This window comes from Paraburkholderia sp. (genome assembly GCF_036488795.1).
Classification (GTDB): Bacteria; Pseudomonadota; Gammaproteobacteria; order Burkholderiales; family Burkholderiaceae; genus Paraburkholderia.
The window spans coordinates 1-15,919 of sequence record NZ_DASXHA010000098.1 but is presented as its reverse complement, the minus strand read 5'-3'; the positions used below and the strand labels follow the sequence as shown (position 1 = coordinate 15,919).

Here is a 15,919-nt window from a genome sequence, read left to right as displayed (position 1 = left end):
AACACAGGCGCGTGTCACGGGATGAACTGCGTGTACCGCACACAGGCATCGCATACGACGGGTGCTGCTTCAATGACGTTCGGGTGCTTGAGGACCCGTGCTGCCGTACGCCCTGGCTGGTCACCGAAGGTGGCCAGCGCTGGGAACTGTAAGCCCTATCATCGCGCGTCGTGGGGAATGTCCCCAGTATTCCCCATCGTAGGTGCACCGCAGCGTGCACAACCAGCGCGTCAGCTTTCTGCTTCAACAAGTGACTTGTAGAAACGGCCAGTGGAATGCCGTTAGCTTGAATGCATTACAAAACACATGTTTAATATGTAGGTCCTTTCCCGTTGAGGCGAAAGGTAGTTTCCCCGCACCACAGCGTGTGGGGAAACGTGGGGGAATGGATGTTTGGGGCTGTGTGGGGAAAAATTTATTTCCCGCACATCGCCCGCAAAGCCTTGTGCCACGGGCGAATTAATCACAGGGTGTGATTTTTCCATAGAGTTTTCAACATTTTCTGTGGGTAACTTTGGTCTTTTGATGGGAGGCGCGGCGGGGCGGTCAAAATGCAAACCGGCTCCAGTCAGCCATAGTCACGCAAGACAGCGTGAAGGTCGAGGGCTGGAGCCATACCTACGACGCAACAGGCGACATTGCAACGACGAAGGATGCCGTGTCAGGATAGTCGATGCGAACGCTCAAGCGTGACGTATTTTTTGATTATCAAGAGTACTGAGGGTATCGATGCGTAACATTCCGCCGTATCCCGTAGTTCTGACCTACCTCGAAGATCGTCAGCAGTTTGCCGTGCAAGCCGTTGACCGAACCAGACTGGCCCCGGTCGTGGCCGGGACGTTCGAGGTGCCGATCTTGCTGGACGAGCATCACTTCAAGCTTGACGACGCGTTCGCGCGCCGGCTTGGAGCCGCGATGTTGAATCTGATTGCTCCGGGGCAGCCGGACATCCAGCAATACATGAATGTGACGCACGACCCGATCGACTAGTTTTCCGAACAGGGAAATAACGATTCACAAGGAAAGCGACTTGGCGCCATAACGAAAAAGGGCGGGGGAAATTCCCCACCCTTTTTTCTATCAACCGCCCAAGGGAGCATGATGAATCACTTACCGGCCTAACCGGCGCATCATCAATGCCTCACTCCGGCAACACCGCCACCGAAGCCTCACTCGTCAGCATCAGGAACGTCAGCGACTCCTGCAGATACAAACGCACGACCTGATCCGTATGGCTCAGATATCCAATCGAAAGATCCTGACCAATATGCAGATCGAAATCCCCACCGCGCGTTGAAAGAACACTGCCGCCGTCGATAGCCGGTGCCCACACGATCTCGCCGTTCACCAGCCGCTTGATATGCTCGAGCACCGGATACCCTTGATCGTTTGCTTCGCTCAAAGCGGTATACGCATCGGCGCCAAGCAGAACCGAATAGGGACCGTCGACACCCGCAAGCCGCAATTGCTCCAAAGCCTTCGCGATCACAGCAGGATAGTCGATGACATCAGCCGGCAAGCTCAAAGTGGGATTCGACGAGCCCTCGCGAATGCCCACGATATTCGCCGCTTTATAGCCGTCGAAAATCGCGCGGTCTTCGGCGTACGCCAGTTGTTTCGCAGCATCTTTCGCGGGCTGCCAGTCGGAGTCTTCTGCGCCGCGCTCCACGTCGTCAATCGCGTCGCGCGTCAATTCGAACGGTACGCGCAATTCGACCAGCGCCTTCACTTCACGCTGGCGCGCAAGCACGCCTGCCTGCGGCGCGGCGATCGTCGATTGATGACCCGTGCCGACTGCGGCGAGGCTCGCACCGCCCGGGCCTTGCAGATCGACCACCCGCCTGCCGGCCACCGAGCGCTTGAACGTACGCGCGACTTCTTCCTCGATCTCCGACCAGGCGGCCGCGGATATGGGCGCAAGTTCGCGATGCAGGTTATTCATACTGAGGTGCTCCTTTGAGAGAGCCGATGTTCAGCGAACCATCGCTAAGCGGCTCGGCAGGCGTTGGGGATGCAGGGGCTTCGACAGGGGCTTCGACAGGCGCGTCGGGCGACGTCGGCGCGGCCGCCGGATCGCGATCGGCCAGCGCCTCCAGCAGGGACTCGGACGGCACGAAGAACAGGCCGCCGGTGACCGCGCGGCTGAAATCCAGCAGGCGATCATAGTTGCCCGGTGGCCGTCCGACGAACATGTTCTCCAGCATCTGTTCAATCGGCGCAGGCGAGCGCGCGTAGCCGATAAAGTACGTGCCGAATTCGCCGGAACCCGGCCGGCCGAACGGCATGTTGTCGCGCAGGATCTTGATTTCCTCGCCGTTTTCTTCGAGCGTGGTGAGCGAACTGTGCGACGAGCTCGGCTTGATGGAGGCTTCCAGCTCGATATCGGCAAGTTTGGTGCGCCCGATGACGCGCTCCTGCGCCTCCACCGGCAATGCATCCCAGGCAGTCATATTGTGCAGATACTTCTGCACGAGCACATAGCTGCCGCCCGCAAACTCCGGGTCTTCTTCGCCGATCACCGTGAACGTGACCGCTTCGCGACCCGTCGGATTTTCCGTGCCGTCGACAAAGCCGATCATGCTGCGCTGATCGAAATAGCGAAAGCCGTGCACTTCATCCACCGCCGTGACGGCGCCGCTGATCCGGCCCATCAGATGCATGGCGAGTTCGAAGCACAGGTCCATCTGATCCGCGCGGATGTGCAGCAGGATATCGCCCGGCGTCGCCGCGGCAAGCCGTTCGCCAGAGCCGAATTCGCGGAACGGGTGCAGACCGGCGGGGCGAGGCGCGCCGAACAGCGCATCCCAGGCTGCGGAGCTGAATGCGCAGACGCACGACAGGCCGCCCGCGGGATTGCGCTTACCCACCGCTCGCACCAGGTTGGCGATGTCGGCGCACCAGGCACGCACCGTCGCGCGGCTGGCGGGGTCAGGGTTGACCGTGACAACAATGAAGATCGCGCTTCGCTTGACCTGGACGGACACGTCCTGAGGCTCAGGCGTGACGGCAGCGGGTATCGGGGCGTCGGACATTGTGTGAGCTTCGAAGTGGAGTCGCTGGGCAACAGCATATATAACCCAAAGCGCCGGAGAACGCCACGAGGGTGCCCTGACCAGATCGCGCACGCTGCAGGTCGATGCAGGAGCGACCTGCTATGCCAGTCCGCCCAGCTGGACGGATCGATCATTCGGAGGTTTTTTTAGGTCGCGAGCCGGATCCGGCGGTCGATATTCCCTCAGGCGTTCTTTGTCCGTAAGGCCCAATTCAGCCGCTTGTGCAGCCGTGCACCCGGGTGAGCCAGGCGCTCGGCGAGTTGGGCGAGCGCACCGTCCAGTTGCGCCAACGCCTGGGCATGATGCGAATCTGCCGCGCCTACGGTATTCGCGATTCGCGGATCGAACCCGGATGAGGTAGCCGCACCGCGATAACGCGCAATCAGCACATCGAGCCGGGCGAGGATCGACTCGGCATGACCCACGCCCGAGTCGTTCGACGCCGCGTCCAACCCCTGCGGCCCTATGGGCGCCGCACTGTCCTTGCGGCTCAATACGCGCGCCCAGTGAAGACAGCTCAGTAGCGAGCCAGTCGCGAGTTCCACGCCCGGATTCCAGACAAATACCCGCTGCGTTTGCAGTGGCCGCAACGCGATGCGCAAGTCGTGCCAGCTTCGATCCAACGCGTGCATCGCAGTTTTCGAAGCGGCTGCCGCGTTCCCGGGCGCCCGGCTATCGTGCGAGACGGACAGCAGCACGGCTTGCCGGAGTGCCTCAAGTACCGCAGCGAGCCGCATTTCGACGTGTCGCGTCGCGGCCAGCGGCATCATCAGCATGGCTACGGCAAACGACACCGAACAGCCCACCAGCACTTCCTCGATACGCAATTCGACCAGCGGCCCGATCGCGAATCCCAGTGCGCCGTACACGAGTCCGACCAGTACCGTGATGAAGAACACGCCCGGCGCATAGGCATTGAGGATGTAGTACGCCCAGCCGAACACGCACACCACCATGGCCACGGCCATCGGCACCGGTGCGTCGTGCAGCGACGTGACGAGCACCAGGCTGGCGAGCGCGCCCGCCAGCGTACCGGCGAGGCGCTGCGCGCCGCGATAAACCGTGTCGGCGCGCGAGCGCGTGCCGAGAAACACGACGAAGGTGGTGATGACCGCCCAGAACCAGCGCTCGGGCGACAGCGAGTGGCCGATCACCATGGCAAGCAATGCGGCGGTCGTCGCGCGTGCGGCAGGCAGCCAGCAGAGCCTCGCGCGCCATGCGTCGAACCACACAGCGGCACTGTTGCGATTGCGTGTCACTGGAATCACCGGCGGCGCGCGCCGCGGACGGCCCGCGTCCTTGAGCCTGGCAATGGCCTGGCGCAGCGGATCGAGGCTTGCGGCTCCGAACGTGGCGCCGAACGTGCCCTGTCCCGCCGCCAGTTCCAGGTCGGCGAGCCGTTCGCGGAGCATCGCGGCATCGGGCGGATTCAGCAGGGCGAGTTGTTCCTCGAGCGCGAGCGCGGCTTCGTTGAGTTCGGAGATGCCCATGGCGGTCGACTTCGTGACGGGCGCCTGGGTGGCACCGGCGGCAGCCAGCACCCGCTCGGCTCGCAATGTCACTGTATGGATAGCAAGTTGTAAGGTTTTTGCCGCGCGCATCGGTACCAGCACCTGGCCGGCCAAAGCGACCATCGCCGGTCCGATGATGGACAGCGCGACGGTCTGCGCCGTCCCGGCCGCAGTCGGATGCAGATACAGCCCCAGATAAAAGGTGACGACGCCAAGCATCGCGCAACCGAGCGCGCGCGGTCCGCAGGCCTGGCACAGCACGCCGGTGAACATGACGAGCAGAAAGCCGGCGTCGCCGGCGAGCGGATAGCGGCTCAACGCGGCGGCCGCGGCGAAACACGCGCAGGCGCACAGATAAAGGCAGCAGAGGGTGAAGAACCACGAAGCACGGCGAGCGTCGCGCACAAACAGTGGCGCGATCATGGCAAACAGCACGCCGAGGGCGGCAAGGGTGATGGGCTGATGGTGACCGGCGGTCCACATGACGCTGGCAAGGCCGCTCAACAGGCAGGCCAGCGCGACACGCAACGCGGTCCGTAGGCGCACGAGTCCGGGGTCCGCAACCACGAGGCGGTCCGTGACGCGTGAAAACGCGACAACAATCATGATCGATGATATCCAGGCTGAAAAGTCGCGACCGGCTTTTGGCCGACTACGACAGGGTGGGCGCGAGGCCCGCCTTCTGCTGATCGCCGAATTGGGCTTTCGGCCGGGATCACCGGCCAAAAGCCCTTCGACGAACGTGCTACTCAAGTCCCGCGCATGACCACATCGGCCGCCGCAATCATCCTCGGAGGAGCGGTGGCATGTTCGGGTTTTCCCGGATCATACCGGGTCAAAAATAAAGATGTCCACCGTGGAAAACAATTCGCGTACCCGCGGTGGGGATTGAAAGCAGGTGGCAGACTGGGGGCCGGTTGCGGTTGATACTCACGACAACAACGGATTCTGGCAGGCGCCCACCGCATCAATCCGGCTTATCGACTGCATCAAAAACTCATTCATTTCTTTGCTAAAGAGCGGATTAAAACATCCGGAATCCTAATCACATATTGGCCTATCGAATCCGCCTGAAATAAGTCAATGTGCTTGCTGTTTTGTGTACCGCGAATGCGTCTCGCAAAGCGTGCAGGCGCGAATCTGTGCCACATCGTCGGCGGCGACAAAAGACCCGGAAAACCACGTTTTAACCAGGTCAATCCGCAGGATTGGCTCGCTCCAGGTTGGCATTTCACAACGCTTTTGCATCACGTTGTGAGTCTTGATGGACGACCCCGCTATCGGCGTGCAAGCATCCGGTCCGTTGTGCGTGTGGACACCCGCAACTACCCATGAAGTTGCAGTGGAAAAGCTATCGCAAGCTTAAAACAAACGGTTTCATTTTTTAATGACTCAGGAGATCTCAATGAAAAAGCAAGTCATCGCACTCGCTGTATCAGCCGCATTCGCCGCACCGGTATTCGCTCAAAGCAGTGTGACGCTTTATGGCGTGATCGACGAAGGCATCGACTATACGAATAACGCTGGCGGCGGGCATGTGTATGAACTGGCGAGCGGCTATGCACAAGGCAGCCGTTGGGGTCTCAAGGGTACGGAAGACCTGGGCGGCGGTCTTCATGCAATCTTCCAGCTGGAAAACGGCTTTGATGTGAACAGCGGCAAGCTGGCCGAAGGTGGCCGCCTGTTCGGCCGCCAGGCCTTTGTCGGCCTGAGCGATGACAGGTACGGCACGGTCACGTTCGGCCGCCAATACGATTCGTTGGTCGACTATATGGCGCAGACCACGGCTAACGGCAGCTGGGCTGGCTATCTGTTCGCGCACCCCTACGACAACGACAATACGGATAACTCATTCCGTCTTGGCAACGCTGTCAAATATGCCAGCCCTGAAATTGCCGGCTTCCAGTTCGGCGGCGCGTACGCCTTCAGTAACGACACCAATTTCGCCAACGACCGCGCCTATAGCTTCGGCGGCCAGTACACGAATGGCGGCCTGCTGATCGCCGCTGCGTACCTGCAGGCGGACAATCCGGGCGGCACCACAGGCGGTGCGATCACCACCAACGACGCGAGCTTCATCGCGGAACGCATGCGCGTGTTTGGCGGTGGCATCAACTACACGTTCGGTGGGGCAACAGTGGGCTTCGCTTACACCAATTCGAACTATAAGAACCCGACAGGCAACGGCTACCTCGGCACGCCGGGCGCGATCGTCGCGGCGGGTTCGACGCTGAACGCGTTGAAGTATCAAAACTTTGAAATCAACGGCAAGTATCAGTTTACGCCGGCCTTCTACGTGGGCGCGCAATACGTGTACACGACAGAGAACTATGAAGCATCGACCGGTACCACCAAGCCGAAGATTCACTCGGTGGGCCTGATGGCCGATTACAACCTGTCCAAGCGCACCGACTTCTACGTGCAGGGCGTTTATCAAAAGGTTGCTGGCGACAAGACCAACTCGATCCTCGACGGCGCCTTCACGCCGGGCACGGATGCACCGTCGACGACCTCGAATCAGGTGGTCGTGCGCCTCGCCATCCGTCACAAGTTCTAAAGGCCACGCGACATCACGTGACGCAGTGCGCGTAGCGTGATGTCGTGCATGGTGCGGCTTTCGCCGCACCGTGACGCGTCGTTCGATACACACTCAACAATCGCCGCGCTGGCGCGTGAAGATGGATCGCCGCATCACCCCTTCGCGATCCGTGTTGTCACAGTGCGTCGTGAAAGATCACCCCCAGCGTATGCCGTTGCCCTGAGCGCAGGCGGCTCACGCCATGCCGCAGATTGACCCGATAGCTGCCGCGCGTGCCTTGCACGGGCCGGTGATGCACCGCGAACACGACGGCATCGCCCTTGCCGAGCGGCACCACTTCCGCGCGTGACTGCATACGGGGCCGCTGTTCGGTCATGACAAACTCGCCGCCGGTGAAATCCCGACCCGGCTCGGACAGCAAGACCGCGAGTTGCAGCGGAAACACGTGTTCGCCGTACAGGTCCTGATGCAGGCAGTTGTAGTCGTCCGTGGCGTACTGCAGCATCAACGCCGTCGGACGCGTCTGGCGGGCAGCATGACAACGCTGGATAAAATCGGCGTGCTGCGTGGGATAGCGCGCGTCGATGCCCATCACCTCGTTCCACCGGTTCGCCACCGGCGCAAGATGGGGATAGATGGACATGCGCAAGGCCCCGACCAGGTCCGGCAGCGGATAGGCGAAGTACTTGTACTCGCCCCGCCCGAAGCCATGGCGAGCCATCACGACGCGACTACGAAACAGGTCGTCGCGCGCATAGAGCGCGGCGAGGGCCTCGCATTCATGCGGCGTGAGCAGACCGCGGATCATCGCGCTGCCTTGCTGGTTCAAGGCATCTTCGACGCCGAACCAGTCCACGGCTTCGACGCGCTGCAGCACGCTGCCCGGTTCAAGGGCCTGCACTTGCACGCCTGTTGTCTCGCGCTTCAAGACGGTACTCATTTCCCTCTCCAAAGATGGCATCACGAGGCTTAGTGTAAGCAGACGAGTCACGCAAAACACCCCGGGTCTTGCTGTCCAATTCGGCGGAACTCTCGCCAGGACGGGTGGTCCCGGCAAAGAGCGTACGCGGCCTCAAGTTAAGCGAAACGTCCGGTTCCGAAATGCGAACTTCGCACGACGCATCGTCAGGTTCATAGTAAAACTCTGTTTCGCGCATCTGGAGACATCGCCTCATGGCCACGTTGCCCTCGAAACTCGAAGACTGGCTCGAAAAGCAGGCCATTGCCAAAGACGACATCACGGCGTTTCCGCTGGCTGCCATGGCGGCCACGCTGGAGCGGACCGAAACCGGCGACGACGTGCCGCCGCTGTGGCATTGGCTCTATTTCCTGCCCATTTCGCCGCTGGCGGAAGCGGGGCCGGACGGTCATCCGCGACGCGGCGATTTTCTACCGCCGGTGCCGTTGCCGCGCCGCATGTGGGCGGGCGGCCGACTCACGTTTCTTGCGCCGCTCAAAGTGGGCGAGCGCGCCATTCGCACGTCGACCATCGTCAATATCGAGGACAAAACCGGCCGCAGCGGGCGCCTCGTCTTCGTGACGGTGCAGCACACCATTGAAGCCGGCGACGAACTGAAGATCGAGGAAGAGCACGACATCGTCTATCGTGATGCGCCGCAACCCGATGCGCCTGCGCCAAAGGCGGCGCCTGCCCCGGAGGGCGAATTGTGGCGGCGCACCATCAACCCGGATCCGGTGATGCTGTTTCGCTATTCCGCGCTGACCTTCAACGGACATCGCATCCACTACGACTTTCCTTATGCGACAGAGGTCGAAGGCTATCCGGGCCTGATCGTGCACGGCCCGCTGATTGCAACGCTGCTGGTCGATCTGGTGCGCCGCGAACTGCCCGACGCCACGTTGCAAAGCTTCGCCTTCAAGGCGCTGCGCCCCACGTTCGCAAATCAACCGTTTACGGTTTGCGGCAAGCCGTCGGACGACGGCAAGACCGTCGACCTATGGGCCAAAGACCACGAGGGCTATCTGACGATGCGAGCCATGGCCGCGCTGGCCTGAAGCTCATGTTTGGGCCGTGGCGCCTGCCCGGAATGCCGCTTGCCGGCGAAGGCATGCGTCCGGTCGGGACCCTCACGCGCTTGGGCATATCCGGCTAATCTATCGGAATGGCTACTCACTCAACTACCCACCCACATACCGACGCAACGACCGCTCAGCCAGCCAGCCCCTACGTGCTCGTCCATGGCGCGTGGCATGGCGGCTGGTGCTGGGATGCGGTCGCGCAACGCCTGCGGGCACGTGGACATCAGGTCTTCACGCCGACGCTCAGCGGGCTCGGGGAGCGTGCCGGTTTGCTTTCGCCGCAAGTCGGTCTGGAGACGTTCATTCAGGACGTCGTGGACGTGCTGGAGCGGCACGACTTGTCGGACGTGATTCTGGTTGGACACAGTTTTGGCGGCGTCACGCTGACCGGTGCGGCGGATCGTGTGCCCCAGCGTATCCGTCAGCTGGTGTTTCTCGATGCCGTCGTGCTGTCCGATGGACAGTCGGCGTTTTCGCGGCTCTCTCCAGAGATTGTCGCGGCGCGCAGGCAACTGGCGCTGGAAACCAGCAACGGCCTGACGATTCCCGTGCCGCCCGCGAGTGCTTTCGGTGTGTTCGAACCCGAACAGGTGGCATTGCTCGAGCGTCATTGCACGCCGCATCCGTTGAAGGCCTTTGAGGATGTGCTCACGCTGACAGGCGGCGCCGGCGAGGCGATCCCGAAGGTTTATATCCAGTGTGTCGATCCGGTGTATGCACCGTTGCAAAGCGCGCGCGATTTCGTGAAGGCCCAGCAGGGATGGACGTGGGACGAAATCGCCACGGGACACGATGCGATGGTCAGCGCGCCGGACCTGCTTGCCGAGAAGTTGTTGGCGTTTGCCTGAGCCGGGCGGTTACCGGAATATTTTCCAATAAGAAACACAATCAGGTGGATGGAGCGTCAGTCGGTTGGCGAGGCCCGGCCAGAGCCCTGGCGTCTATCGCGGCTGGAGCCGCCCACGCGCCGCGGTAAATTATCCGATAGAGATGCGTGGGCGGACCGCTCGGCGATTGCCCTTGCCGCCACAAAACCCCGCGTGTATAGTTTCCGAACTTACTCTTGTTTCGCATTGGAAATTAAAGGGATCCTCCTTATGAACGCTTCGACCATCCTCGCCGATCTCGGCATCGCCCAGGCGGCGCAAGCCGGTGACATCGCGGTTCATTCGCCTGTTTCCGGCGAACTCATCGGCTGCGTGGCCAGCAATACGGCCGCCGAAGTCGACGCGGCGCTTGCCAATGCGAAGCAGGCTTTCAACATCTGGCGCGATGTCCCCGCGCCGCGCCGCGGCGAACTGGTGCGCCTGCTCGGCAACCGTCTGCGCGAGAAAAAGGAGGCGCTCGGCAGCCTCGTCTCGCTCGAAACCGGCAAGATCCTTCAGGAAGGCATGGGCGAAGTGCAGGAAATGATCGACATCTGCGACTTCGCGGTCGGCCTGTCGCGGCAGTTGTATGGTCTGACCATCGCCTCCGAGCGTCCGGGCCACCGGATGGCCGAAACGTGGCACCCCATGGGCACGTGCGTCGTGATCTCCGCGTTCAACTTCCCGGTGGCGGTGTGGTCGTGGAATGCCGCTCTGGCTCTCGTGTGCGGTAACGCGGTGATCTGGAAGCCGTCGGAAAAGACGCCGCTCACCGCGCTCGCCGTCAACCAGATCCTCAAGGACGCGCTGCAGGAATTCGGCGACGCACCCGCAGGCCTCACCGCGCTGATCAACGGCGGCCGCGAGGTGGGCGCGAAGCTGGTTGCGGATCCGCGCGCGTCGATCGTCAGCGCGACCGGCAGCACGGAAATGGGCCGCACGGTCGGCGTCGAAGTGGCGAAACGCTTCGGCCGCTCGCTGCTCGAACTCGGCGGCAACAACGCCGGCATCGTCACGCAGAGCGCGGATCAGGAACTCGCGCTGCGCGGCATCCTTTTCTCCGCGGTGGGCACGGCCGGTCAGCGCTGCACGTCGCTGCGCCGACTGTTCGTGCACGACAGCGTGTATGACCAGACCGTCGAGCGTCTGAAGCAGCTGTACAACAAGGTGCCTATCGGCAATCCGCTCGAAAAGGGCACGCTGATGGGGCCGCTGATCGACAAGCAGGCGTTCGCCCGCATGCAGGAAGCGCTGCAACAGGCCGTCGCTGAAGGCGGCAAGGTATTCGGCGGCGAGCGCGTCGAAGTGAAGGGTTACGAAGGCGGCCACTACGTGCGCCCGGCGCTGGTCGAGATGCCCTCGCAAACGGCTGTGGTGCTGAAGGAAACCTTCGCACCCATTCTCTATGTGCTGCGCTACAAGGACTTTGCGGATGCGGTCGCGGCCAATAACGCGGCGGTGCACGGTCTGTCGTCGTGCGTGTTCACTACGGATCTGCGCGAAGCCGAACGCTTCCTGTCCGCCGCGGGCAGCGACTGCGGGATTGCGAACGTGAACATCGGACCGAGCGGCGCGGAAATTGGCGGCGCGTTCGGTGGCGAAAAAGAAACCGGCGGCGGCCGCGAGTCGGGTTCGGATGCATGGAAGGCCTATATGCGCCGCGCGACGAATACGGTCAACTACTCGTCGGCATTGCCGCTCGCACAGGGGATCGACTTCAATATCGGCTAAAGGCCGGTTGCTGCAGGCAGCAGCGCCGAGCGGCTAGTCGGCACAGGGCGGTGTCGTGCCACGGAGTCTTCCGCGCCCGGCGCCGCCGCGCAGTGAAACAGGTCGTATTGATCAACCTTTGTCCGTCCGGCCGCATCTGTGACGCGTCCGGCGCCTGCTTTGCGTGGAGTCAGTCGTGAGTGGTTCGAAAGTCGTAATCGTCGGCGGTGGCGTGATCGGCAGTTCGATTGCGTATTTTCTGCGTGCCTCGGACCCCACGGTCAGCGTCACCGTGATCGAGCGCGATCCGACCTATGCGCGGTCGTCATCGGCGCTATCGGCGGCGTCGATCCGTCAACAGTTCTCGACGCCGCTCTCGATTCGGATGTCGCTGTACGGCATCGAATTTCTGCGTTCGATCGGCGAGCGGCTCGAAATCGACGGTGCGAAGCCTTCCATCGATCTGCACGAAGGCGGCTATCTGTTCCTCGCCACACCGGCGGGCGAGGCGACGCTGCGGGAAAATCACGCGCTGCAAACGAGCCTCGGCGCAGATATCAGCCTGCTCGACCAGGCCTCGCTGCAGGCGCGCTTTCCGTGGCTCAACACGGCGGACCTGGTGGCGGGTGCTTACGGCGAAAGCGGCGAGGGCTGGTTCGACGGCTATGGACTCGTGCAGGCGTTGCGCAAGAAGGCCCAGGCACTCGGCGCGCGTTACGTAGCCGACGACGTGACCGCGGTGCGGCGCGACGGCAAGCGGGCCACGCAAGTGGTGACGGCGGGCGGTGAGTCGTATGCCTGCGACGTGCTCGTGAACGCAGCCGGCGCATGGTCGCGCAAGGTGGCGCAGATGGTCGGCATCGACATTCCGGTGTTTGCGCGCCGCCGCAGCATCTTCAACGTCAGTTCGCCGGCGCAACTGGAGCGCTGCCCGCTGCTGATCGATCCGACCGGCGTGTATTTTCGCCCGGAGGGCAAGTCGTATATTTGCGGCACATCGCCGAGTGCGGATAGCGATCCGGACGATCTGCCGCTCGACGAAGTGGATCACGCGATCTTCGACGAAGTAATCTGGCCGACGCTCGCGCATCGTGTCCCACAGTTCGAAGCGCTGCGTGTGCAGAACTGCTGGTCAGGCTATTACGAGTACAACGTGCTGGATCAGAACGCGATCATCGGCCAGCATCCGGACGTCGATAACTGCATCTTCGCCAACGGCTTCAGTGGGCACGGCTTGCAGCAGGGACCGGCCACCGGACGCGGCGTGAGCGAATTGATCCTGCATGGCCGCTATACGACGCTGGACCTGTCGTCGCTCAGTTTCGAGCGCGTGCTGGAGAACCGGCCGATCGTCGAAAAGAATGTGGTGTAAGCGTGCTTGCACCCGTGTCATCCCCAGAAGGTTCCCCTGAAGGCGGATGCAGTAAGTTGAGCCCGGTTCCGTGCCGGGCTTTTTTTCACCCGATATCCCGCACGCCACCATGTACACCTTCACACCTGCGTTCGAAGCACCGACCGGCTCGCCGATTCGCGAACTGTTCAAGTACCTCGGCCAGCCGGGCATGATTTCGTTTGCGGGCGGTTATCCGGCGAGTGACCTGTTCGATCGCGACGGACTCGATGCGGCGGCCGCGCGCGCGTCGCAGCAGACGACACTCTGCCTGCAATACGGTCCGACCGACGGCTTGCCCGTTTTAAAGGAAGAACTCGCGAAGCTGATGACGCGCCGCGGCACGCCATGCACAGCGCCGGAATTGCTGGTGACGACCGGTTCGCAACAGGGTTTCGATTTGCTGCTGCGTGTGCTGGTTGGTGCGGGGGATGTGGTGCTGGTCGAGCAGCCCGCTTATCCCGCCACCCTGCAGGCTTTGAAACTGCAGCAAGCCGACGTGGTGACGGTGCCGGTCGATCAGGACGGCCTCGACGTGAACGCGCTTGCCGCGTTGCTCGAAGCAGGCACGCTCAAGCGGCCACCGAAGCTGCTTTATACGGTGCCGACCTTTGCAAATCCGACCGGTGCGACGCTCTCCTACGCGCGGCGCATCGCCTTGCTCGAGCTGGCGACCCGCCACCGGTTTCTGATCGTGGAAGACGACCCGTACGGTGATTTGCGGTTTGCCGGGGCTGCGTTGCCGTCGTTGCTCGCACTGAGCGCTGAGGTGCCTGGCTCGCGTGACTGGGTAGTGCATTTCTCCAGCTTGTCGAAGATCGTGGCGCCGGGCTTGCGGGTGGGTTGGACTGTCGCGCATGCGGAGATCCTGCGACGCTGTATCGTCGCCAAGCAGACTGTCGATCTGTGCAGTTCGCCCTGGACGCAAGTCATTGCGGCCGAGTACCTTGCGAGCGGCGCGCTTGAAGTGCACCTGCCGAAGATCGTCGCCGCGTACGCGGTCAAATGCACGACGCTATGCGATGCACTCGACACGCATCTCAAGGACGATATAGCGGTTCATCGCCCGGCTGGTGGCATGTTCGTATGGGGGCGGCTTGCCGGTGGCTACGACGCGTCCGCGTACCTTAAGACTTGCATCGGGCAGAACGTGATGTTCGTGCCGGGTGTGGCGTTCTATAAGGACAACGTAGATCTCGCCTCGCTTAGACTTTCATTCGCGGCGCCGGGCGTGTCGGATATCGAAGCGGGCGTGTTGCGGATGAAGCAGGCGTTGGAGCGGTTCGCCGCGGTGTGATGGCTTTGGCTCTCAGCGTGCGTGTGTCTGGTCTGCCGGAGAGCGTGTGTCTGCTTATCTTGACCATGCAGAGCCGCAGGTGGCTGACGAGATTAATGCAATGAGGTCGGATATGCTTCCCGATACGAATACAATCAGACAGATTACGGTAGACGGACTACCTGTGGAATTCAGGGCGTACATGCACGCGGACGGACAGATTAGTGTTGGCACAATTTTTGTGATCCATTGATGATTCGTGAACTAACCGAACACGAGAGGGATTTTGTTCGCGGTATTGCGTCCCGACTCGCTCCTGAGGACAAGGACAGACTTCTGTCAGACTTGGAAAACGCTCGTGCGGAGCCAACCCTTGAGGATGGGTCATTAATTCTTTTCCATATTGAGGGTTACCAACGGCCCAACCATATTGGGCAGCATACTTTCCCGTTTGAGGGGCGGGTGCACGATGCGGACGGCGCGGAGGTTTGTGTTCTGTTATTCGCTGACCCCGGGAATCGCCTGTTGGAACTTGAATTTTTACGGTGGAGCGATGGGGGTCTTCAGGGTCCCGATTGGACAACACTGGAAATAGTCTCAAAACCTTTACCATTTCAAAAGCGCTAAAGCCGTCCTTTAAAGGGGCGCGTGGGTCGCGCGTCTTCGCAGTGGCTGGGTGGGAGCGCGGAGGGCGGGCTGACCTGTGGCTGGGGATGCAGCTTGACTATGATGTGTGGCACGCGCGCAAGCATGCACCAAAGGCGATCAGACGCGCTCCCGCAGAAGCGGCAGCGTGATCCGGTAAAAAATCATGGGGTGTGATTTATGACATTGAGTTTCCGGCCAGGCATGAGCGCCTGCGCCTTCATCACGGAAGGGCTTTACCGGTATCTGAACGAGCACCGGGGCGAGGAACCTGTGGAGTTGGTTCTTTATCCTGAGCACAAGCGCATGCTGTGTGATGGACTGCACATGCGACATTCGGGCGTCCAGTATGACGGGTGCGAATTCAATGGCATCCCGGTGCTTGAAGACCCGTGCTGCCGTACGCCCTGACTGGTCACGGAAGACGGGCAGCGCTGGGAGCTGTAGCCCTATCATCATCGCGCGTCGTGGGGAATGTTCCTGGCGTTCCCCATCGTGTGTGCGCCGCAGCGTACACAACCAACCCGTCAGCTTTCTGCTTTGACAAGTAACTTGTAGAAACGGCACCCGAATCGCCGTTAGCTTGAGCGCTTTACAAAACACATGTCTAATATGTCGGCCCTTTCCCGTTGAGGGGAAACGTGGGGGAACGATGTTTGGCGGCCAGCGGGGAATGCTCAATTTCCCCTCACATGGCCCGCAAAGCCTTATGGCATGGGGTTGAGCGCTGTGGGGAGATACTTATCCACGGACTTCTAAGCAAAATCTGTTGATAAAGCACCCGCACCTACCCATCCCGCAGATGCTGCAACAACGAAAACCCTGGCAGCCCATGCAGCCAGACATGGCCGGCCACAAAATACGCCGCGATCCACGCTGCGCCGACGAT

Annotated in this window: 12 protein-coding genes; 8 read left to right on the top strand and 4 right to left on the bottom strand. The window is 61.5% G+C overall.

Annotated elements, in window-relative coordinates:
* The first annotated feature begins 729 nt into the window (after nucleotides 1-729).
* Nucleotides 730-990 (top strand): hypothetical protein, encoded by a 261-nt coding sequence (locus tag VGH41_RS13460; RefSeq protein ID WP_331597944.1) that lies wholly within the window; start codon nucleotides 730-732, stop codon nucleotides 988-990.
* A 151-nt stretch (nucleotides 991-1,141) separates the two neighbouring features.
* On the opposite strand, the gene VGH41_RS13455 is transcribed toward VGH41_RS13460, so the two are convergent.
* The 3 genes from VGH41_RS13455 to VGH41_RS13445 all read right to left on the bottom strand — a co-directional run bounded on the left by VGH41_RS13455 (nucleotide 1,142) and on the right by VGH41_RS13445 (nucleotide 5,170).
* On the bottom strand, nucleotides 1,142-1,942 hold the full coding sequence (locus VGH41_RS13455) for a family 1 encapsulin nanocompartment shell protein (RefSeq protein ID WP_331597943.1): 801 nt from the start codon (nucleotides 1,940-1,942) through the stop codon (nucleotides 1,142-1,144).
* On the bottom strand, nucleotides 1,935-3,032 hold the full coding sequence (locus VGH41_RS13450) for a Dyp-type peroxidase (protein ID WP_331597942.1): 1,098 nt from the start codon (nucleotides 3,030-3,032) through the stop codon (nucleotides 1,935-1,937). Before VGH41_RS13450 ends, VGH41_RS13455 begins: the two co-directional genes overlap by 8 nt.
* Nucleotides 3,033-3,235: 203 nt before the next feature.
* On the bottom strand, nucleotides 3,236-5,170 hold the full coding sequence (locus VGH41_RS13445) for an FUSC family protein (RefSeq protein WP_331597941.1): 1,935 nt from the start codon (nucleotides 5,168-5,170) through the stop codon (nucleotides 3,236-3,238).
* Between the two features lie 799 nt (nucleotides 5,171-5,969).
* Here VGH41_RS13445 and VGH41_RS13440 point away from each other — a divergent pair.
* Nucleotides 5,970-7,121: a porin gene (locus VGH41_RS13440; protein ID WP_331597940.1), complete on the top strand. Its 1,152-nt coding sequence runs from the start codon at nucleotides 5,970-5,972 to the stop codon at nucleotides 7,119-7,121.
* A gap of 157 nt (nucleotides 7,122-7,278) precedes the next feature.
* Here VGH41_RS13440 and VGH41_RS13435 read toward each other — a convergent pair whose 3' ends face one another.
* Complete coding sequence (locus tag VGH41_RS13435; RefSeq protein WP_331597939.1) at nucleotides 7,279-8,043, bottom strand: 2OG-Fe(II) oxygenase; 765 nt, start codon at nucleotides 8,041-8,043, stop codon at nucleotides 7,279-7,281.
* Nucleotides 8,044-8,276: 233 nt separating this feature from the next.
* Here VGH41_RS13435 and VGH41_RS13430 point away from each other — a divergent pair, with 233 nt between their 5' ends.
* From VGH41_RS13430 to VGH41_RS26605, 6 genes are all read left to right on the top strand, one after another.
* Entirely contained in the window at nucleotides 8,277-9,119 is an 843-nt protein-coding gene (locus VGH41_RS13430; RefSeq protein ID WP_331597938.1) for an FAS1-like dehydratase domain-containing protein, read from the top strand.
* 107 nt (nucleotides 9,120-9,226) lie between these two features.
* The gene (locus tag VGH41_RS13425; RefSeq protein WP_331597937.1) at nucleotides 9,227-9,991 is read left to right on the top strand and encodes an alpha/beta fold hydrolase; all 765 of its coding nucleotides are present in this window, start codon (nucleotides 9,227-9,229) and stop codon (nucleotides 9,989-9,991) included.
* A 249-nt stretch (nucleotides 9,992-10,240) separates the two neighbouring features.
* Complete coding sequence (locus VGH41_RS13420) at nucleotides 10,241-11,740, top strand: aldehyde dehydrogenase family protein (RefSeq protein ID WP_331597936.1); 1,500 nt, start codon at nucleotides 10,241-10,243, stop codon at nucleotides 11,738-11,740.
* 175 nt (nucleotides 11,741-11,915) lie between these two features.
* Complete coding sequence (locus VGH41_RS13415) at nucleotides 11,916-13,091, top strand: FAD-binding oxidoreductase (protein ID WP_331597935.1); 1,176 nt, start codon at nucleotides 11,916-11,918, stop codon at nucleotides 13,089-13,091.
* 109 nt (nucleotides 13,092-13,200) lie between these two features.
* Nucleotides 13,201-14,406: a PLP-dependent aminotransferase family protein gene (locus tag VGH41_RS13410; RefSeq protein WP_331597934.1), complete on the top strand. Its 1,206-nt coding sequence runs from the start codon at nucleotides 13,201-13,203 to the stop codon at nucleotides 14,404-14,406.
* A 231-nt stretch (nucleotides 14,407-14,637) separates the two neighbouring features.
* Complete coding sequence (locus VGH41_RS26605) at nucleotides 14,638-15,012, top strand: DUF6984 family protein (protein WP_414696650.1); 375 nt, start codon at nucleotides 14,638-14,640, stop codon at nucleotides 15,010-15,012.
* Nucleotides 15,013-15,919 lie beyond the last annotated feature (907 nt).